Raw genomic sequence first — 18,383 nt, forward strand, 5'->3', positions numbered from 1 at the left:
AGGGTGCGGGCGCGGATTAGTGACACTGGGCGAGTCGGCGCGGACGAGGACCAGTTCGGCTTCGAGGGAGGCCTGCTCCTCGTCGAGGGCCTCGCGCCGGGAGGCCCGGGCGGCAGCCCGGCGCTCGGCTTCGAGCCGGTCGGAGCTGCGCGCCTGGTGCTCCCGTTCGGCGCGGGCGAGCCGCTCGCGGGCGGTGTGGAGCGCGGCGGCGTCCGCGTGGGCGGCGGCGTGGCGGGCACTCAGGTCGGCGGTGAGGGCGAGGAGTTCGGCGGTGGTGGCGTCCCCGGCGGCGGAGGCGGCCTCGGCCTCGGCCTCCCGGACGGCGGCGAGCCTCCGCTCGACGCCGGCCCTGCGCTCCTCGGCCTGCTCGAAGCGGGCGTGGGCGGCGTCCTCGGCGGCGCGGTCGACGTGCCCGGGGGCGGGGCGGGCCGGGGCGGGGTGCTCGGCGGACCCGCACACCGTGCAGGGCTCCCCGGCGGTCAGCGCCCCGGCCAGCTCGGCGGCGATCCCGCGCAGCCGGGCCTCCTTCAGCTCCAGCCAGGTCTCCCGGGTGGCGGACGACTCCTCGCGCGCCCGCAGCAGTTCGCCCGCGGCGGCTTCGGCGTCGGCGGCGAGGGAGTCGCGGCGCCGGGCGGCGGTCAGCTGCATCCGGGCGGGCTCCAGCCGCCCCGCCAGCTGCTCGGCGAGGGTGAGGGCCTGCTGCGCGGAGTCGACCTTCTCCTGGAGCGCGGCCCGGGTGGCCTCCCAGCGGGCGAGCCACTGCGCGGACTCCTGGTAGCGCTCGTCGGCGTCCCGGGACTCCCGCTCCAGCGTGGCCCGCTCCCGGCCGATCTCGGCGCTGCGCTGCTCCGCGCGCTGGGCGGCGCCTGCCGCGCCGAGGTCCTCGCGCAGGCGCTGCTCGACGGCGGAGAGCTGTTCGGTGCCGGCTCCGGCGAGGGCGGGGGGCAGCTCCGCCCGGGCCAGGGTCTCGGCGTGCGCGGCGGTGAGGTGTGCGGCGGCCGCGGCCCCGCGCAGTTCCAGGGCGGGGGCCACGAGGGCGCCCCGGCGGGCCCGGTCCAGCAGGGCCCGTACCCGCTCGCGCTCCGGGGCGGCCTGCGCGAGCAGCTCCGCCCGGCGGGCGGTCTCGGCGTGGCGGTGCTGGAGCCGCGCGAGTTCCCGCGCCTCCTCGGCGTCGCGCCGGGCTGCGGCGTGGCGTCCCTCGACGGCGGCGAGCGCGTACTCGGCGACGGTGAGCCGTTCCCGGGCGGAGCACCGGGCGACGGCGGCCCAGGCCCGGACGGCCTCCGCGAGGCCGGGGTCGCCGGGCTGGTGGCCGGGCAGCGGCCAGGCCCGCAGGTCGGCGCTGTGCCCGGCGGCCTGCGCGAGGCGTTGGGCGGCGGCGAGGACCTTCTCGTCGCCGGCCCGGACCTTGGCCTCGGCGGCGCGGCGGCGCTCGGCGAGGAGGGTCTCGACGGCGGCGAAGCGGCGGGTGTCGAAGAGCCGGCCGAGGAGCCGGCCGCGGGCTTCGGCGCCGGCCCGCAGGAACTGGGCGAACTCCCCCTGGGGGAGCAGGACGACCTGGCAGAACTGCTCCCGGCTCATGCCGAGGAGCTGTTCGACCTCCTCGCCGATCTCCTGGTGGGAGCGGCTGAGCGCGCTCCAGCCGTCGCCGGTGTGCTCGCGGAGCCAGGACTGGGCCTTGTCCTTGGTGGTGCCGGTGCCGCGCTTCTTGGGGCGGTCCTGTTCGGGGCGCCGGGTGATCTCCAGGCGGCGGCCGCCCGCGGTGAGTTCGAGGGTGACCTCGGTGGGGGTGTCGGGGGCGGCGTGGTCGCTGCGCAGGGTGGTGCCGGGGGCCTGGCGGGAGCCGGGGACGGATCCGTAGAGGGCGTAGCAGACGGCGTCGAGGACGGAGGTCTTGCCGGCGCCGGTGGGGCCGTGCAGCAGGAAGATCCCGGCGCCGGAGAGGGCGTCGAAGTCGATGGTCTGGGGTTCGGCGAAGGGTCCGAAGGCGGTGATGTGGAGCCGGTGCAGCCTCATCGGCCGACCTCCTGGCGGCCGTCCTCGGCCCGTACGGCCTCGAAGGCGCCGCGCAGCACGGCCCGCTCGGCCTCGTCGGCGCTGCCGCCGCCGCGTACGTGGGCGACGAAGTCCTCGGCGATCTCCTGGTCGCTGCGGCCCTTGAGGCGCTGGGCGTAGGAGGCCTTGCCGTCCTCGTCGCGGCCCTCCGGGTCGAAGGCGAGGCTGAGGGTGTGCGGGAAGCGGGCGGCGAGGCGGGCCATGGGGTCCTCGGGGCGGGCGGGGTCGGTGAGGGTGGCCTCGATCCAGGAGTCCTCGTACGCGGTGTGCGCGGGGTCCTCCAGGAGGTCCTCCAGCCGTCCGCGCAGCCGGGCGAGGGGGCGGGGGACGGGGGTGTCGATCCGCTCGGCGGTGATCTCCCCGGCCGGGCCGAGGTCGATCAGCCACATGGTCTTGCGGTGGGTCGCCTCGGAGAAGGAGTAGGCGAGCGGGGAACCGGAGTAGCGGACCCGTTCGTTGATCGTCTGGCAGCCGTGGAGGTGGCCGAGGGCTGCGTAGTCGACGCCGTCGAAGACGGAGGCGGGTACGGCCTCGACGCCGCCGACGGCGATGTCGCGTTCGCTGTCGCTGGAGTGCCCGCCGGTGACGAAGGCGTGGGCGAGGACCACGGACCGGGTGCCGGGGGCGCGGCCGGCCAGGTCGGCCCGGATCCGGTCCATGGCCGCGCCGAGCACGGCCTCGTGGCTGACCTTCTCGGCGGCGAAGGCGTCCTTGACCAGCGCCGGTTCCAGGTAGGGCAGCCCGTAGAAGGCCACGTCCCCGTGTACGTCGGCCAGCACGACGGGGTCGGCGCAGCCGGCGGGGTCGGTCCTGAGGTGGATCCCGGCCCGGCCGATCAGCCCGGCGCCGACACCGAGCCGGCGGGCCGAGTCGTGGTTCCCGGAGATCATCACCGTCGGGACGCCGAGGTCGGCGAGCCGGTGCAGGGCCCGGTCGTAGAGCTCGACGGCGGGCAGCGGCGGCACGGCCCGGTCGTAGACGTCGCCGGCGACGAGGACGGCGTCGACCTCGTGCTCCCGGACGGCTTCGACGAGGTGGTCCACGAAGGCGGCCTGGGCTCCGAGCATGTTCACGCGGTGGAAGGACCGGCCGAGGTGCCAGTCGGAGGTGTGCAGGAACTTCACTCGACCGCTCCGACCCGCACGCTTGCTCTCCTCTGGTTCCGCACCGACCATCCAGGCTAACCCGTGCGCGGGCGCGCCCCGGCCCGAGCGGGAAATCCGCCCGCTCCCGGGGGCGGAGGGGGCCGTGTGTTGCGGGGGCGTGGCGGCGGTGCGAAACCTCCGTGGCCGAACTCCTGTGGCGGATCCGGGCACTTGTGGCCCCCGCGGGCCCGCTGGTTGGCTTCGCGGCATGCCGCTCTCCGGACCTCCGCGCCTCCGTCCCGCGCTGCTCGCCGCCGGCTCCGCCGCGCTGCTCGCGCTCACCGCCGCCGTGCCCTCGGCCGCGGCGCCCCCGTCCTCCGGCCCGGTCGCCGGGTCGGTGGTGCTCGACTGGTACGACGCCACCGCGCGGACGGTCGGCGCGGCGGCCGCCCCGGCCCAGATCACCAACAGCCGCACCTGGGCGATCGGCTGGATCGCCGCCGCCCGGGCCGCCCGCGAGGGCCCCGGCGGCTCCGGCCGGGGCCGGTTCCAGGACGCGGCCGTCGCCTCCGCCGTGCACGACGCGCTGGTCGTGCTCGCCCCGTCCCGCAGGGCCGACCTCGACGCGGCCCTCGCCGCCACCCTCGGCGGGATCCCGGACGGGCCCGCCGAGGACCGGGGGGTGGCCGCCGGGGCCCGGCAGGCCGCCGCGGTGCTCGCGGAGCGTGCCGGGGACGGCCTCGACCCGGCCTCGTCCAACGCCCCGTTCAGCGTGCCCGCCGCCCGCTCCCGGTGTGTGGCAGCCCACCCCGGACGGCTACGCGCCGGCCGCGCAGTACGGCAACCGCCTCGGCCGGCCCTTCCTGCTGGAGCGGGCCGACCAGTTCCGGCCGGGGCCGCCGCCCGCGCTGGACTCCCGCCGCTACCGGGCCGACCTGGCGGAGGTGCGGGCGTACGGCTCGGCCGACAGCACGGTGCGCACGCCGAGCCAGACCGCGACGGCCACCTTCTGGTACGGGGGCTCGCTGACCCTGTTCACGGAGCCCCTGCGGGTGGCCGTGGCACGGTCGCACGGCTCGGCCGCCGACCGGGCGTCGCTGGTCGCGCTCTTCCACGCGGCTTCGGTCGACACCCAGATCGCGACCTCCGACGGCAAGTACACGTACGTCCGCTGGCGGCCGGTGACGGCGATCCGGACCGGGGCGGTCGACCCCGACCCGGCCTGGCGGCCCCTGCACCAGACGCCGGCCCATCCGGACTACCCCAGCGGCCACGCCACGTACGCCGGCGCGGCGCAGACCGTGCTGGACGCGCTGGTGGGGCCGGTGACGGCGCCCTTCGAGATCACCAGCCCGACCGCGCCGGGGGTGCGCCGCACGTACACCGCGTGGAGCGGGCTCACCCGGGACAACGTGGACGCCCGGGTGTGGTCCGGGATCCACACCCGTACCGCCGACGAGGCGGGCGTGCGGCTCGGCGAGGCGGTCGCCCGTCACGCCCTGCGCAACGCCGACCGGCTGCTCGGCGGAGGCGGGCGCGGGGTTCAGCCGTCGCCGTAGGCCTCGCCGCCGAGCTCGAAGCCGGCGGTGCCGGCGGTGGCGTCGGCGAGCCAGGCCCTGAAGGCGTCGACGTCCGCCTCGGGGAGGCCGATCTCGATGGAGACGGCCTCCCCGTAGCGCACGTCCAGCACGGAGCGGCCGGTGGCGCGCAGGTCGTTCTGGGTCTTGCCGGCCCGCTGGTGGTCGACGGTGACGGTGGCCAGCCGGTAGCGGTGGCGGGTGATGGTCCCGAGGGCGTCGAGCGCCTCGCCGACGACGCCGCCGTAGGCCCGGATGAGCCCGCCGGCCCCGAGCTTCACGCCGCCGTAGTAGCGGGTGACGACGGCGACCGCGTACCGGACGTCGCGCCGGGTCAGCATCTGCAGCATGGGCACGCCGGCGGTGCCGCCGGGCTCGCCGTCGTCGCTGGCCTTCTGGACGGAGGCGTCGGCGCCGATCACGTAGGCGTAGCAGTTGTGCGTGGCGGTGGGGTGCTCCTTGCGGACGCGGGCGATGAACTCCTGCGCCTCCTGCTCGGTCGCGGCGGGCGCGATCGAACACAGGAACCGCGAGCGGTTGATCTCCGCCTCGTGCGTCCCCTCACGGGCCACGGTCACGTACTGGTCTGCCTTCACCGCTCCACCCTACGGGGAATCGGAACGGGGAATCGGACGGGTGTCCGTGCCGTTGATCCTGCCGAACGGTCCGGCGGAACGAGTCCGCCGGGCGGCCACGGCAGGAGGCGGCGCACGTGTACGGCGACCAGGCGACCATCCGCAGGATCCTCACCGAGCTCGGTGACACCTGGGCCGTGGTGGGGCTGTCCAACAACCGGGACCGGGCCGCCTACGGGGTGGGGGAGGTGCTCCAGCGGTACGGCAAGCGCGTGGTGCCGGTGCACCCGAAGGCGGAGACGGTGCACGGCGAGCCGGGGTACCCCTCGCTGGAGGCGATCCCGTTCAAGGTGGACGTGGTGGACGTCTTCGTGAACAGCGCGCTGGCCGGCCGGGTCGCCGACGACGCGGTGGCCGCCGGCGCCGAGGCGGTCTGGTTCCAGCTGGACGTGGTCGACGAAGCGGCCTTCGCGCGGACGCGTGCGGCGGGGGTGGAGATGGTGATGGACCGCTGCCCCGCGATCGAGATCCCCGCCCTGTAGCCGGTCAGGACGGGCGGCCGCCGGCGCCCTGGACCGGAGGGATCGAGACGGCCATGGTCATCAGCATCGGGACGGTGCCCTCGTTGCGGTAGGCGTGCGGGAGGTTCGCCTCGAAGGAGACGGCGCCGCCGGCCGGGACCACGTAGCGGTCGTCGGCGAGGTCGAGGGTCAGTTCCCCTTCCGTCACGTGGAGCATCTCGAAGGTTCCGGCGGGGTGCGGGTCGGAGGCCGTGCCGTCCCCGGCCTCCAGGCGGTAGGTCCACATCTCCACGGGCCCGCGCCGGTCGTCGCCGAGCAGCATGTGCGCCTCGCTGCCCTCCCCGTTCGACCACATCCGCACCCCCTGTCCCGGCAGCACCACGCGGGCCTGCGGTCCCCGGTCGTGGTCGAGGAGGGTGGTGATGCTGACCCCGAGCGCGTCGGCCAGCTTGACCGTGGTGCCCACGCTGGGGTTCGTACGGGCCTGCTCGATCTGGATGATCATGCCGCGGCTGACGCCCGCGCGGGCGGCCAGGGCGTCGAGCGTGAAGCCGCGTTCGCCGCGCCACCGCTTGAGGTTGCGGGCGAGCGCCTGGGTGAGCTGTTCGAGGTCCGACACCATTCCGTCCAATATTTTGGATGACACAGTCCAACAGACTGAACTAACCTGCGGTGTATTCGATGCTGCACTCCACCGTTCACCGCACTGTACTGCGAGGCCCCCTGTCATGACCGCCCTCTTCGCCCTGGCCACAGCCGTCCTGTGGGGCCTCGCAGACTTCGGCGGCGGGCTGCTGACCCGGCGGATACCGGCGCTCACGGTGCTGGTGGTCTCGCAGGTCGCCGCGGTCGTCGTGCTCGGCGCGGTCGTGCTCGGCACCGGCGCCTGGAGCGAGGCGGGACCCCAGCTGTGGTTCGCGGTGGCCGCCGGCCTGGTCGGGCCGGCCGCGATGCTCGCCTTCTACAAGGCCCTGGCCCTCGGGCCGATGGGCGTGGTCTCCCCGCTCGGCTCCCTCGGGGTGGTCGTGCCGGTCGGGGTGGGGCTGGCCGTGGGCGAGCGGCCGGGCCCGGGCCAGTTCGCGGGCATCGCCGTGGCCGTCGTCGGCATCATCCTGGCCGGCGGCCCCGAGCTGCGCGGCGCCCCCGTGCAGCGGCGGGCGGTGGTGCTGACCCTCGTCGCGGCCTTCGGCTTCGGCGCGGTCATGGCCCTGATCGCCGAGGCCTCCACCACCCTGACCGGGCTCTTCCTCGCCCTGTTCGTCCAGCGGGTCACCAACGTCGCCGTCGGCGGCGTCGCCCTGCTCGCGCAGACCCGGCGCGGCGTCCCGGCGCTGCCGGAGGGCACCGGGCCGCGGGTGCTGTGGAGCATGCTGCCCGCCCTGGCCTTCGTGGGCCTCGCCGACGTCGCGGCCAACGGCACCTACTCCATCGCCGCCCAGAACGGCCCCGGTACTATGACTGCCGTCCTGTCCTCGCTCTACCCGGTGGTGACCGTGTACGCCGCGTTCGCCGTGCTCAAGGAGCGCGCAGCGCAGCGTCCAGGCGGCGGGCGCGGGCCTGGCTCTGGCGGGCACCGTCCTGCTCGCCGCAGGCTGAGACCGCCGGCCCGGCACCCCACCGCCAGTCGGGGCCACCACCGGCCCGGACCGCGTCCCGCCCGGACCACCACCCGCCCGGACCACCACCGGCCAGGACCACGTCCGGCCCAGACCACCGCCGGTCCGGACCACCGCCGGCGATCCGGACGCCACCGGCGGGGTCTCCCGTCCGGCCGCGACCGCCGCCGGTCGGGGGACCGTCACCCGCCGGCACCGCGCCGGCTCAGGACTGCTCCGCCTCCGCCAGCAGGGCCAGCCCGCGCAGCTGCTCGGGCGTCATCCCGTCGGGGATCGGCACCGGCGCGGGCGTGCGCAGCGGCGGCTGCCAGCCGGTCTCCGGCTCCCAGCGCCGCACGATCCTGGCCGGCGCCCCGGCCACCACGGCGTGGTCCGGCACCTCGCCCCGTACGACGGCCCCCGCGGCCACGACGACGTTGCGGCCCAGCTTCGCGCCGGGCAGGATCACCGCTCCCGTGCCCAGCCAGCAGCCCGGCCCGATCTCCACCGGGGCACTGCGGGGCCACTGCCGTCCGACGGGCTCGTGCGGGTCGTCGTAGCTGTGGTTGGTGGAGGTGATGTACACCCCCGGCCCGCAGAAGGTGTCGTTGCCGATGGTGATCCGGGCGTCGGCGATGACGTGGCTGCCCCGGCCGAGGACCACCCCGTCGCCCAGCACCAGTACCGGCTCGGCTCCGAGGTCGAGGTCCGGCATCATCCCGGCGGTCAGGGTGACCTGCTCGGCGATGATGCAGTGGCCGCCCAGCCGGATCCAGCGCTCGCCGAAGACGGTGCCCTGGGGGAAGGCGAGGCGGGTGCCCTCGCCGATCGCGCCGAAGCGCAGCCGGCCGGGGTGTTCGGGGGTGACCGCACCGGCCCGCTGCATCCAGCGCCAGCCGGCGTGCACCGCGCGGCTGGCGACGCGGCCGCGCAGGGCCGCCAGGGATGAGAACGTGTTCTGGTTCTTCGGCACCCGGCCACGGTAGTGCGCCCCGCGCCGGACGTCGGGACCCGGATCCTGTGATCTTCACCCCATCGCGGGGCGACGGCGTCCCGTGCCCTACGGTGCACGTGGCGCGGCATCCGGAACCAGCCGGAATCACACGAGGGAAGTGACCATGACCCATCAGCCGAACCAGGCGAACCAGGCGCACCAGGCGCACCAGGGGGCTCTCATCGCGGGCGTCGGCGACCGGAAGCCGTCGGTGGACCCGACGGCCTTCACCGCCCCGACCTCCGTGGTCGTCGGCGACGTCACGCTCGGCGCCGGCGCGAGCATCTGGTACTCGGCGGTGCTGCGCGGCGACTGCGGCCCGATCACGCTGGGCGCGGACAGCAACGTGCAGGACAACTGCACGGTCCACGTGGACCCCGGCTTCCCGGTGTCCATCGGCGAGCGCGTCTCCATCGGGCACAACGCGGTGGTGCACGGCTGCACCGTCGAGGACGACTGCCTGATCGGGATGGGCGCGACCGTGCTGAACGGCGCCGTGATCGGGGCGGGTTCGCTGGTGGCCGCGCAGGCCCTGGTGCCGCAGGGCATGGTGGTCCCGCCCGGCTCCCTGGTCGCGGGCGTGCCGGCCAAGGTGCGGCGCGAGCTCACCGACGAGGAGCGCGAGGGGATCAGGGTGAACGCCGCGATGTACACGGAGCTGGCGGAGCAGCACCGCGCCTCGGTGGCCCCCGGCGTCTGACCGTCCGGCCGGCCGGGGGCCTCGGCGTCAGTCCGAGGCGCCCGCCGGGGCGGTGGCCGGCTGCGGCGAGGGCTCGGCCGCGCGGGCCTCGGCGGCCGCCTTCTTCATCCGGCTGCGCAGGACCAGGGTCACGGTGAGTCCGATCAGCAGGGCCACGACCAGGGCCAGCCAGGAGAACCGCTTCAGCCAGGGCTCGGCGACGATGCCGACGTAGTAGATGACGGCGGTGGTGCCGCCGGCCCAGAGGATGCCGCCGAGGACGTTGGCGACGAGGAAGCGCCAGTAGGGCATCCGCAGCACGCCGGCCAGCGGGCCGGCGAAGATGCGCAGGAGGGCGACGAAGCGCCCGAAGAAGACGGCCCACATGCCCCAGCGGTCGAAGGAGCGCTCGGCCATGGCCACCTGGTCGGGCCCGAAGTGCTTGGGGAACCGCCTGCCGAGTTTCTCCAGCAGCGGCTTGCCGCCGCGGCGGCCGATGGCGTACCCGATGGAGTCGCCGATGATGGCGCCCGCGATCGCGCACAGGCCGAGGACCACGGGGTCGATGTGCCCGTGCTGCGAGGCGAGCAGGGCCGAGCTGACGAGGATGATCTCGCCCGGGAGCGGGATGCCCAGGCTCTCCAGCCCGATGACCAGTCCCACCAGGAGATAGACACTGATCGCCGGGATCTCCTCCAGCCATTCCTGGATGTGCACCGGTACGTCCTCCCTCGTCGCCTCCGGCGCGCCCCCGAGACACGCCGAACGGGCAGCCTATCCGCTCCCCGGGACGCCCTTCGTCCACAGCGGGCGCTCTCGGGACGAACGACCGGCGAACGCCCGGGGTTCCGGCGGCGCGCCGGTCCCGGCTCCGGACAGCACGGCGGGAGCGGCCCGCGCCGGACCGCTCCCGCCCCCCACTGTGCCGCTCCCGGGCCCGGTTCGCGGCGTGACGCGCCGCGCGGGGTGTCCTACGCGTTCGGGCGCAGCGTCCAGACGACCGTCATCTCGCCGGTGACGGCCTCGTCCTCGCGCTGGATGGCGATGGTGACGGGGAACTCGGGGCGGCCGCCCGCGTCGAGCTCGGCCACGACGTCGGCGGCCGGGCGGCCGAGGGTGGCGGTGGCGGTGACGACGCCCTTGGCGAGCTTCTTGTAGCCGATCTCGGCCTTCACGGCGAGCGGCACGGCGCGCGAGAGCTGGTCGCCGAAGGCGGCCAGGACGATGGCGCCGCTGGCGGACTCGGCCAGGGTGAACATGGCGCCGGCGTGCGGGCCGCCGACGTGGTTGTGGAAGTCGGGCTGGTCCGGAAGGCGGACGACGGCGCGCTCCGGGGTGGTCTCCAGGAACTCCAGGTTCAGGGTGCGGGCCATCGGCACCGTCTGGGCGAGCAGTTCGCCCACGTTCATCTGTTCTGCGCTCATGGCACGCGATGTTACCCACGAGTAGATGGAGTTGGCCAGAGCCTGACGGGGGGCGGACGTGGCTCCTGTCAGCCGCTCCCACTATGGTTACCGGCCATGTGGCCAGGACAGCAGCAGCAGCCCGGGGGAGAGCAGAACCCCCAGGACCCGCGTCAGAACCCGTACCAGCAGCAGCCGGGACAGCCGAACCCGTACCAGCAGCAGCCCCAGCCGGGATTCGGCGAGCAGCAGCCCGGCTACGGATACCCGCAGGCGGGCGGCTACCAGACCCCGCCGCCGGTCCAGCCGTGGGGCAACCCCACCCAGCAGCAGCCCCCCGTGCGGCCGTCCGGCGGGAGCCCCTTCTCCACCCGCACCGTGGCCATCGTCGCGGCCTCCGCGGTCGTGGTGACGGCCGCCGCCACCGCCGCCTTCGTGCTCACCCGGGACGACGAGGGCGCCAACCGGGCCGACGACAAGCCGGCCGCCTCCTCCCCCGCACCGGTCGCCCCGGTCGCGCCGGCGGCGCCCCCGAGCGGCGGCAACCCGCGCGCGGGCGGCGACGTGAAGCCGGTGATCCCGGGCTGGAAGGTGGTCATCAACCCGAAGCACGGCACCGCCTTCGACGTCCCGCCGGAGTGGAACGTGCTGGGCTCCGGCATGATCGCCGGCTTCGAGGACGAAGAGAAGAAGGACGGCTCCCCGCTCGTCACGTTCTCCGCACCCGCCTACTTCAAGGAGGACTGGTGCAAGGTGGACTCCAACAAGGACGGGCGCGAGGAGAGCACCTCCCTGGCCGGCACCGGCACCAAGGGCGGCCAGGGCGCCAAGGACACCGCCGGGGCGGCGCACAGCGAGGCGGGCACGTGGGTGTTCGCCGGGTATTCGCAGAAGCTGCCCAAGGAGATGGTGAAGATCTCCGAGTCGAAGGAGTACACCACCCTCTCCGGCCTCAAGGGGCACGTCGCGACGGCGACCGTGAGCGGGGTCCCCAAGGAGAACAAGTGCTCCTCGGACGGCAAGAGCATCGCCTTCAGCTTCAAGAACTCCAAGGGTGACTTCGCCAGCTGGGTCCTCTACGGCGCCGCCGGCGTCCCCGGCGAGGTCGACCAGGCGACCCAGGACAAGATCCTGAGCTCGGTCCGCCTCAGCGGCGGCTGACCCGGGCGGCCCCCGGCCCTCCCGGGCCGACGACCCCGCACGATCCGCACGATCCCCGGGCCGGTCATCCGTTTTCCGTTATTTCGTTTGGATTCCCGGCCCGGGGCAGGGGATAGTCCCGGGGTGAGCCCCCACACCGTCCTCCGGACCCCCCGCCGCCGACCCGCCTGGGCCGGACGCAACTACAGCCTCCTGACGGGCGCCGCGGTCGTCACCAACCTGGGCAGCCACGGGGCGCTCATCGCGGCCTCCTTCGCCGTGCTCGAAGCGGGCGGCAGCGGCGCCGACGTCGGCCTCGTCGCCGCCGCCCGTACGCTGCCCCTCGTCCTCTTCCTGCTCGTCGGCGGGGCGCTCGCCGACCGGCTGCCGCGGCACCGCGTGATGGTCGCGGCCAACGCCCTCAACTGCGTCTCGCAGGCGGCCTTCGCCGTACTCGTGCTCGCCGGCGAACCGAAGCTGTGGCAGATGATGCTGCTGACCGCGCTCTGCGGCACCGGCACCGCCTTCTTCAACCCCGCCGCCGAGGGCATGCTCCTGTCCAGCGTCTCCGGCGAGCACGCCAACCGGGCCTTCGCCCTCTTCCGCATGGCCATGAACGGCGCCGGCATCGGCGGCGCGGCCCTCGGCGGGGCGCTGATCGCCGCGATCGGCCCCGGCTGGGTCCTGGCCGTGGACGCGGCGGCCTTCGCGGTCGCGGGCGCCCTGCGCGCCTTCCTCGACGTCGGCCCCACCACCCGGCGGGGCCCCGGCGGGGGCCTGCTGGCCGACCTGCGCGAGGGCTGGGTGGAGTTCCGGACCCGGCCCTGGCTGTGGAGCATCGTGCTCCAGTTCTCCGTGGTCGTCGCCGTCGTGGGGGCGGCGGAGGCGGTGTACGGGCCCCTCGTCGCCCGCGACCGGCTGGGCGGTCCCGCGCCGTGGGGCGTGGCCCTGGCCTTCTTCGGCGCGGGCACCATCGCCGGAGCGGTCCTGATGATGGCGTGGAAGCCGCGGCGGCTGCTGCTGGTCGGCACGCTGTGCGTGTTCCCGCTGGCGCTGCCGTCGGCGGGACTGGCGGTGCCGCTGCCGGTCTGGGGGCTGTGCGCGGTGATGTTCTTCAGCGGCACCGCCATCGAGGTGTTCGGCGTGAACTGGATGACCACCATGCACCAGGAGATACCCGAGGAGAAGTTCTCCCGGGTCTCCGCCTACGACTGGTTCGGCTCGGTGTCCATGCTGCCGCTGGCCACCGCCCTGGCCGGCCCCGCCGAGACCGCCTTCGGCCGCACCCAGGCCCTGTGGGGCTGCGCGGGGCTGGTGGTCGCCGCCACCGCTCTGGTCCTGTTCGTCCCCGAGGTACGCCGGATCACCCGCAAGCCCCCGCCGGTGAAGGGTTCCGCCCCGGCCCCCGCGGAGGCCGCGGGGGCGGTCGGGGTCACCCCAGGCTGAAGGCCCCCTCCGGCGGGGCCGGCGAGGAGACCGCGTCCGCGTCGGCGACCGGACGCGCCCCGCGCATGAACCGGGCGAGCCCCTCCCCCGACTCCACCCGGGCGGGGAAGGCGTCGGCGGCGCACCGCCGGGCCAGCGCGGCCAGCGGCAGCGGGGCGTCCGAGGCGAGCAGCACCGCGTTCCCGAAGCGGCGCCCGCGCAGCACCCCGGGCTCGGCTATCAGGGCCAGCTCCGCGAAGGCGGCCGCGAAGTTGGCCAGCTGGGCCTTGAGGAAGCCGAACGGCGCCCCGTCGGCCAGGTTCGCCGCGTACAGCCCGCCGGGCCTCAGCACCCGCGCCGCCTGCCGCGCGTACTCCACCGAGGTCAGCTGGGCCGGCACCCGCGAGCCCCCGAACACGTCGGCGACCAGCACGTCGGCGCTCGCCTCCGGGGCGGCCTCCAGCCAGGCCCGCGCGTCGGCGGCGTGCACCGTCACCCGGGCCCCGGCGGCCAGCGGCAGGTGCTGTTCCACCAGCTCCACGAGGGCGGCGTCGAACTCGACCACGTCCTGCCGGGACCCCGGGCGGACGGCCGCGGCGTAGCGCGGGAGGGTGAGCGCGCCCCCGCCCAGGTGCAGCAGGTCCAGGGCGGCCCCCCGGCTCCGCCGCGCTGTCCAGGACGTGCGCGAGGCGGGCGTACGTACTCGAACTCCAGGTGCTCGGGCTCGTCGAGGTCGACGTACGACTGCGGCGCCCCCGTCCACGGTGAGCAGCCAGGCCCGCTCCCGGTCCACGTCCGGCATCAGCTTGGCGGTGCCCTGGCCCACTTCCCGGACCACCGGGATCTGTTCGTCGCTCACCCCACCATTGTCAGGCCGCCCAGACGGCCGCCGCGTCGGCCGCGTGCCCGGCGGCCTGCGCGAGCCCGGCCCGGGCGGCGGGGTCGCGCCGCGCGGGGTCCAGGACGTTGCGCCCGAAGGCCTTGCGGGCCGCCGGGGACGGGGTGATCAGCAGCACCCGGGCGCCGGCCGCCCGCAGCCGGGCCGCCTGGGAGGCGGGCGAGGGGACCAGGGTGGTTCCGAGCGCGATCGGGGCGAGGATCACCACGCGCGCGTATCCGGCGGCGAGGTCGGCGTTGGTCGCCGAGCGGACCCCGCCGTCGATGAAGCGGCGCCCGCCGACCGTCACCGGCGGCCAGACGCCCGGTACGGCGCAGCTCGCGGCGACGGCGTCGACGAGCCCGGCCCCGCTCTCCCGGTCGAAGTCGGCGGGCGCCCCGCTGAGCGCGTCGACGGCGGTGACGACGAGCCGCCGCTCGGGCCACTCGTGCGACACGAGCCGGGCCGCCAGCACCTCGCGCCGTGCCGCCTCCGCCCCGGTCTCCGCGGCCAGGGCGAAGGCGCCGACGCGGCGGCGGTACGCGGCGGCGTCCCGGGACCGCACCATCGCGAGGGCGTGCCGGGCGAAGACCCCGGCGCCGAGGCGGGCGGGGCGCTCCGCGGACGCGTCGCCGAGCTGGCGCTCGTACAGTTCGCGGGCGGTGAGGCCCGCGGTGAGCTGGGCGCCGACCACGGAGCCGGCCGAGGTGCCGACGACCAGGTCGGCGGTGGTCAGGTCGACGCCCGCCCGGGCGAGCCCGTACAGGATCCCGGACTCCCAGCCGACGCCGGTCAGGCCTCCGCCGCCGAGCACCAGTGCGGTTCCGTCGCCCATGTCGTCCCCTCTTCCCTCGCGTCCGCGCCCGCCGGTGGCGGTGACGGTGACGGCAGTCTCGCAAAGCCGGACCGCCGCCACCACGGCCGGGGCTACCCGAGGACCTCGGTCACCGTCCCCGCGCCGACCGTGCGGCCGCCCTCGCGGATGGCGAAGCCGAGCCCGGCCTCCAGGGGCACGTCCCGGCCCAGCTCGACGGTCATCTCGACCGTCTCCCCCGGCCGGGCGGCGCCCGCCGCGCCCAGGTCCACGTCTCCGACGACGTCGGCGGTCCGGACGTAGAACTGCGGCCGGTAGCCGGTCGAGACGGGCGTCGTCCGCCCGCCCTCGCGGGCGGAGAGGACGTACACCCGCGCGGTGAAGCGCCGGCGCGGCGCCACGCTGCCGGGCGCCGCGACGACGTCTCCGCGGCGCACGCCGTCGCGGTGCACCCCGCGCAGCAGCAGCGCGACGTTGTCACCCGCCTCGGCGGACTCCATCGGCTTGCCGAAGGTCTCCAGGCCGGTGACCACGGTCTCGACGGGCTCCCCGTCGCCCCCGAGGACGCTGACCCGGTCGCCGGGCCGCACGGTGCCGCGCTCGACGGCGCCGGTGACGACGGTGCCCCGGCCCGTGATGGTCAGGACGTTCTCGACCGGCAGCAGGAACGGCGCGTCGGTGTACCGCACCGGCATGGGCACGTACGTGTCCACCGCGTCGAGCAGCGCCTCGATCGCCCCGGTCCACTGCGGGTCGCCCTCCAGCGCGCCGAGCCCGGAGACCCGTACGACCGGCGCGGAGTCCCCGCCGTAGCCGTGCGCGGAGAGCAGGTCGCGGACCTCCAGCTCGACCAGGTCGGTCAGCTCGGGGTCGCCGGCGTCGGCCTTGTTGAGGGCCACCACGATGTGGTCCACGCCGACCTGGCGGGCGAGCAGGACGTGCTCGGCGGTCTGGGGCATGACCCCGTCGAGGGCGGAGACGACGAGGATCGCCCCGTCGAGCTGGGCCGCGCCGGTGACCATGTTCTTGATGTAGTCGGCGTGGCCGGGCATGTCGACGTGGGCGTAGTGCCGGGTGTCGGTCTCGTACTCGACGTGCGTGAGGTTGATCGTGATGCCGCGGCGGGCCTCCTCGGGGGCCCGGTCGATGCGGTCGAACGGCACGAAGGAGGCGCCGCCGCGCTCGGCGAGGACCTTGGTGATGGCGGCGGTGAGAGTGGTCTTGCCGTGGTCGACGTGGCCCATGGTGCCGATGTTGAGGTGCGGCTTGGTGCGGGTGAAGGCCGTCTTGGCCATGATCTCTTCCCGTGGCTCGAAGCTGGATCGGGACCCCTGGATTCGGCCGACCCTCCCCCTGCGGGGTCCGCCGGACGATCCGGGAAGGGTCAGCTTCGTGCGCCGTCGAAGGCGGCGAGTGCCGCTGCGGCGAAGGCCTCTGCGAGGGCGACGGCCGAGGAGGAGGCGAGGACGGCAGCCTTCGGCGCGTCCGCGACTGCGGACGGCGCTGCGGGGAAGGCGTACCGGGACATGCCGCAGATCCTGCCGGAGGGCGCGGCCGGCGTCGAACGATTTACCGCGGCGGCCGCACCCGGCGCGGGGCCGGGACGCCGTCCGGCCGGGCGCCGGCAGCCGTCCGCCGCGGCCCGCGGCGGCGCCGGGGCGGTCCCGGATGTGGCCGGGGCGGGCCGGAGCGACCCGGGATGAGGACCGGGCGCGCCGGGGGGCCCGGATGAGGCCGGGGCGCGCCGGGGGTACCGGATGAGGGCCGGGGGCGCCGGGGGCGGTCCCGGATGTGGCCCGGGCCGGCCGGAGCGTTCCCGGATGTGGCCCGGGCGCGTCTGGGTGGGCCGGGCGTATGCCGGGAGTAGGGACCGATGAGGCCTGGATTACGGCGGGGCGCCATATGTGTCGGTTAGTCTCCCCGGATGTCCCTCCTCCTCGCGCCGATGGCGCGGCTGGCGCTGCTCCTCGTGCTGCTGGTCGCGGCCGGGGTCTGCGTCCTGCTCTACGAGCCCCAGCGGCTGCTGTCGCAGGGCTGGCCGCCGGGGCTGCCGGTGGGCACGGGAGTGCTGCTGTTCGCGGCTGCGTACGGCGTGTGCACGGCCGCGTTCGTGCCCCGGCCGCTGCTCAACCTCGCCGCCGGGGCGGTCTTCGGGTCCCAGTTCGGGCTGGTGGCCGCGGTCGGCGGCACCGTGGTCGGGGCGGGGCTCGCCTTCGGGCTGGGCCGGGTCATGGGGCAGGAGGCGTTGCGTCCGTATCTGCGCGGGCGCTGGCTGGAGGCGGCCGACGGGCAGCTCAGCCGGCACGGCTTCCGCTCGGTGCTGGCGGTGCGGATCTTCCCCGGGGTGCCCTTCGCCGCGGCCAACTACCTCGCCGCCGTCTCCCGCTGCGGCTGGTTCCCCTTCCTCCTCGCGACGGCGCTCGGTACGGTGCCCAACACCGCCGCGTACGTGATCGCCGGAGCCAGCGCCTCCTCCCCCGGATCCCCCGCGTTCCTGGTCTCGTTCGGCTTCATCGCGGTCTCCGGGGCGGTCGCGGCGGCGGTCGCCTGGCGCAAGCGGCACCGCCTCGCACCCGCCGCCGGCGCCGAGCCCGCCCCCGGGCACCCCCCAGTGGTCACGGCCGCTCCCCACGGGCCCTAGCATCGGACCCGAACTGCCCGACGATCACAAGGACGAGCGCACACCGACATGAGCTGGTTCGAATCCCTAATCCTCGGTCTCGTCCAAGGGCTCACGGAGTTCCTCCCGATCTCCTCCAGCGCCCACCTGCGGCTGACCGCGGCTTTCGCGGGCTGGCACGATCCGGGTGCGGCCTTCACGGCCATCACCCAGATCGGCACCGAGGCCGCCGTGCTGATCTACTTCCGCAAGGACATCGGCCGGATCATCTCCACCTGGTTCCGCTCCCTGTTCACCAAGTCGCTGCGCTCCGAGCAGGACGCCAAGATGGGCTGGCTGGTCATCGTCGGCTCGATCCCGATCGGCGTCCTCGGCGTGGCGTTCAAGGACCAGATCACCGGCCCTGCGCGTGACCTGCGGCTGACCGCGACCACCCTGATCGTGATGGGCCTGGTCCTCGGCTTCGCCGACTGGCTGGCCTCGCGCGACGAGGAGGGCGGCCGGCACCGCGTGGTCAAGCAGCGCAAGACGCTGGGGGAACTGGGCGTCAAGGACGGCCTGATCTTCGGCCTGTGCCAGGCGATGGCGCTGGTCCCGGGCGTCTCCCGGTCCGGTGCGACGATCTCCGGCGGCCTGCTGCTGGGCTTCACCCGCGAGGCGGCGGCGCGCTACTCCTTCCTCCTGGCCATCCCGGCGGTGCTGGCCTCCGGCGCGTTCGAGATCAAGGACGTGGTCGAGAACCCCGGACACATCTACTGGGGACCGACGGTCTTCGCCACGGTGCTCGCCTTCTTCGTCGGCTACGCGGTCATCGCGTGGTTCATGAAGTTCATCTCCACCAAGAGCTTCATGCCGTTCGTGATCTACCGGATCCTGCTCGGCATCGCGCTGTTCGTGCTCATCGGCACCGACGTGCTCAGCCCGCACGCGGGCGAGTCGGGCTCCTAGCCCGGCCGGCCGGACCATGGCCGGAACTCGACGCGGGGGCCGCCCGGGAACGTTCCCGGGCGGCCCCTGCGTCGT

General features: G+C 75.2%; 17 protein-coding genes and 2 pseudogenes. 8 read left to right on the plus strand and 11 right to left on the minus strand.

The window, feature by feature from the left end; translation table 11 throughout:
- Both SSNG_RS05645 and SSNG_RS05650 read right to left on the minus strand, forming a co-directional pair.
- A partial coding sequence (locus tag SSNG_RS05645) for an SMC family ATPase (protein WP_007262842.1) occupies positions 1 to 2,016 on the minus strand: 2,016 nt, incomplete at its 3' end.
- Positions 2,013 to 3,179, minus strand: a complete 1,167-nt coding sequence (locus SSNG_RS05650) for an exonuclease SbcCD subunit D (protein WP_007262843.1) — start codon at positions 3,177 to 3,179, stop codon at positions 2,013 to 2,015. The genes SSNG_RS05645 and SSNG_RS05650, both read right to left, overlap by 4 nt.
- Positions 3,180 to 3,934: 755 nt before the next feature.
- Here SSNG_RS05650 and SSNG_RS43525 point away from each other — a divergent pair.
- A complete protein-coding gene (locus SSNG_RS43525) occupies positions 3,935 to 4,699 on the plus strand; it encodes a vanadium-dependent haloperoxidase (protein ID WP_241694998.1) in 765 nt (254 codons plus the stop codon).
- On the opposite strand, the gene SSNG_RS05660 is transcribed toward SSNG_RS43525, so the two are convergent.
- Positions 4,684 to 5,313, minus strand: a complete 630-nt coding sequence (locus SSNG_RS05660; protein ID WP_007262845.1) for a YigZ family protein — start codon at positions 5,311 to 5,313, stop codon at positions 4,684 to 4,686. The genes SSNG_RS43525 and SSNG_RS05660 overlap by 16 nt on opposite strands.
- 116 nt (positions 5,314 to 5,429) lie before the next feature.
- On the opposite strand from SSNG_RS05660, the gene SSNG_RS05665 reads away from it, so the two are divergent.
- Positions 5,430 to 5,834, plus strand: coding sequence for a CoA-binding protein (locus SSNG_RS05665; protein WP_007262846.1), 405 nt, complete (start codon positions 5,430 to 5,432; stop codon positions 5,832 to 5,834).
- 4 nt (positions 5,835 to 5,838) lie between these two features.
- On the opposite strand, the gene SSNG_RS05670 is transcribed toward SSNG_RS05665, so the two are convergent.
- Positions 5,839 to 6,432, minus strand: coding sequence for an XRE family transcriptional regulator (locus SSNG_RS05670; protein WP_042800584.1), 594 nt, complete (start codon positions 6,430 to 6,432; stop codon positions 5,839 to 5,841).
- Positions 6,433 to 6,541: 109 nt separating this feature from the next.
- Here SSNG_RS05670 and SSNG_RS39160 point away from each other — a divergent pair.
- A pseudogene (locus SSNG_RS39160) lies at positions 6,542 to 7,409 on the plus strand (DMT family transporter).
- Between the two features lie 225 nt (positions 7,410 to 7,634).
- Here the strand turns inward: SSNG_RS39160 and SSNG_RS05680 are convergent.
- Positions 7,635 to 8,381: an acyltransferase gene (locus tag SSNG_RS05680; protein WP_007262849.1), complete on the minus strand. Its 747-nt coding sequence runs from the start codon at positions 8,379 to 8,381 to the stop codon at positions 7,635 to 7,637.
- Between the two features lie 145 nt (positions 8,382 to 8,526).
- Between SSNG_RS05680 and SSNG_RS05685 the strand changes: the two genes are divergently transcribed.
- Positions 8,527 to 9,102 carry a gamma carbonic anhydrase family protein gene (locus tag SSNG_RS05685; protein WP_007262850.1) on the plus strand — a complete coding sequence of 192 codons (576 nt, stop codon included), beginning with the start codon at positions 8,527 to 8,529 and terminating at the stop codon, positions 9,100 to 9,102.
- Between the two features lie 27 nt (positions 9,103 to 9,129).
- On the opposite strand, the gene SSNG_RS05690 is transcribed toward SSNG_RS05685, so the two are convergent.
- On the minus strand, positions 9,130 to 9,798 hold the full coding sequence (locus SSNG_RS05690) for a DedA family protein (RefSeq protein ID WP_007262851.1): 669 nt from the start codon (positions 9,796 to 9,798) through the stop codon (positions 9,130 to 9,132).
- A 254-nt stretch (positions 9,799 to 10,052) separates the two neighbouring features.
- Positions 10,053 to 10,490 (minus strand): DUF4442 domain-containing protein, encoded by a 438-nt coding sequence (locus SSNG_RS05695; RefSeq protein WP_042800586.1) that lies wholly within the window; start codon positions 10,488 to 10,490, stop codon positions 10,053 to 10,055.
- A gap of 111 nt (positions 10,491 to 10,601) precedes the next feature.
- Between SSNG_RS05695 and SSNG_RS05700 the strand changes: the two genes are divergently transcribed.
- Together SSNG_RS05700 and SSNG_RS05705 are read left to right on the plus strand one after the other, a co-directional pair.
- Positions 10,602 to 11,645, plus strand: coding sequence for a hypothetical protein (locus tag SSNG_RS05700; RefSeq protein ID WP_007262853.1), 1,044 nt, complete (start codon positions 10,602 to 10,604; stop codon positions 11,643 to 11,645).
- A gap of 123 nt (positions 11,646 to 11,768) precedes the next feature.
- Positions 11,769 to 13,070: an MFS transporter gene (locus SSNG_RS05705; protein ID WP_007262854.1), complete on the plus strand. Its 1,302-nt coding sequence runs from the start codon at positions 11,769 to 11,771 to the stop codon at positions 13,068 to 13,070.
- Here SSNG_RS05705 and SSNG_RS05710 read toward each other — a convergent pair.
- From SSNG_RS05710 to SSNG_RS41850, 4 genes and pseudogenes are all read right to left on the minus strand, one after another.
- A pseudogene (locus tag SSNG_RS05710) lies at positions 13,057 to 13,851 on the minus strand (fused MFS/spermidine synthase). The gene SSNG_RS05705 and the pseudogene SSNG_RS05710 sit on opposite strands and share 14 nt — an antisense overlap.
- A 67-nt stretch (positions 13,852 to 13,918) precedes the next feature.
- Complete coding sequence (locus tag SSNG_RS05715; RefSeq protein WP_007262856.1) at positions 13,919 to 14,761, minus strand: patatin-like phospholipase family protein; 843 nt, start codon at positions 14,759 to 14,761, stop codon at positions 13,919 to 13,921.
- Between the two features lie 92 nt (positions 14,762 to 14,853).
- Positions 14,854 to 16,035 (minus strand): elongation factor Tu, encoded by a 1,182-nt coding sequence (gene tuf, locus SSNG_RS05720; RefSeq protein ID WP_007262857.1) that lies wholly within the window; start codon positions 16,033 to 16,035, stop codon positions 14,854 to 14,856.
- 89 nt (positions 16,036 to 16,124) lie between these two features.
- Positions 16,125 to 16,268 (minus strand): hypothetical protein, encoded by a 144-nt coding sequence (locus tag SSNG_RS41850; protein ID WP_165364976.1) that lies wholly within the window; start codon positions 16,266 to 16,268, stop codon positions 16,125 to 16,127.
- A gap of 396 nt (positions 16,269 to 16,664) precedes the next feature.
- Between SSNG_RS41850 and SSNG_RS05725 the strand changes: the two genes are divergently transcribed.
- Positions 16,665 to 17,381, plus strand: coding sequence for a VTT domain-containing protein (locus tag SSNG_RS05725; RefSeq protein WP_007262858.1), 717 nt, complete (start codon positions 16,665 to 16,667; stop codon positions 17,379 to 17,381).
- Positions 17,382 to 17,429: 48 nt separating this feature from the next.
- On the plus strand, positions 17,430 to 18,308 hold the full coding sequence (locus SSNG_RS05730) for an undecaprenyl-diphosphate phosphatase (RefSeq protein ID WP_007262859.1): 879 nt from the start codon (positions 17,430 to 17,432) through the stop codon (positions 18,306 to 18,308).
- Positions 18,309 to 18,383 lie beyond the last annotated feature (75 nt).

The organism is Streptomyces sp. C, from assembly GCF_000158895.1.
GTDB lineage: Bacteria > Actinomycetota > Actinomycetes > Streptomycetales > Streptomycetaceae > Streptomyces > Streptomyces racemochromogenes.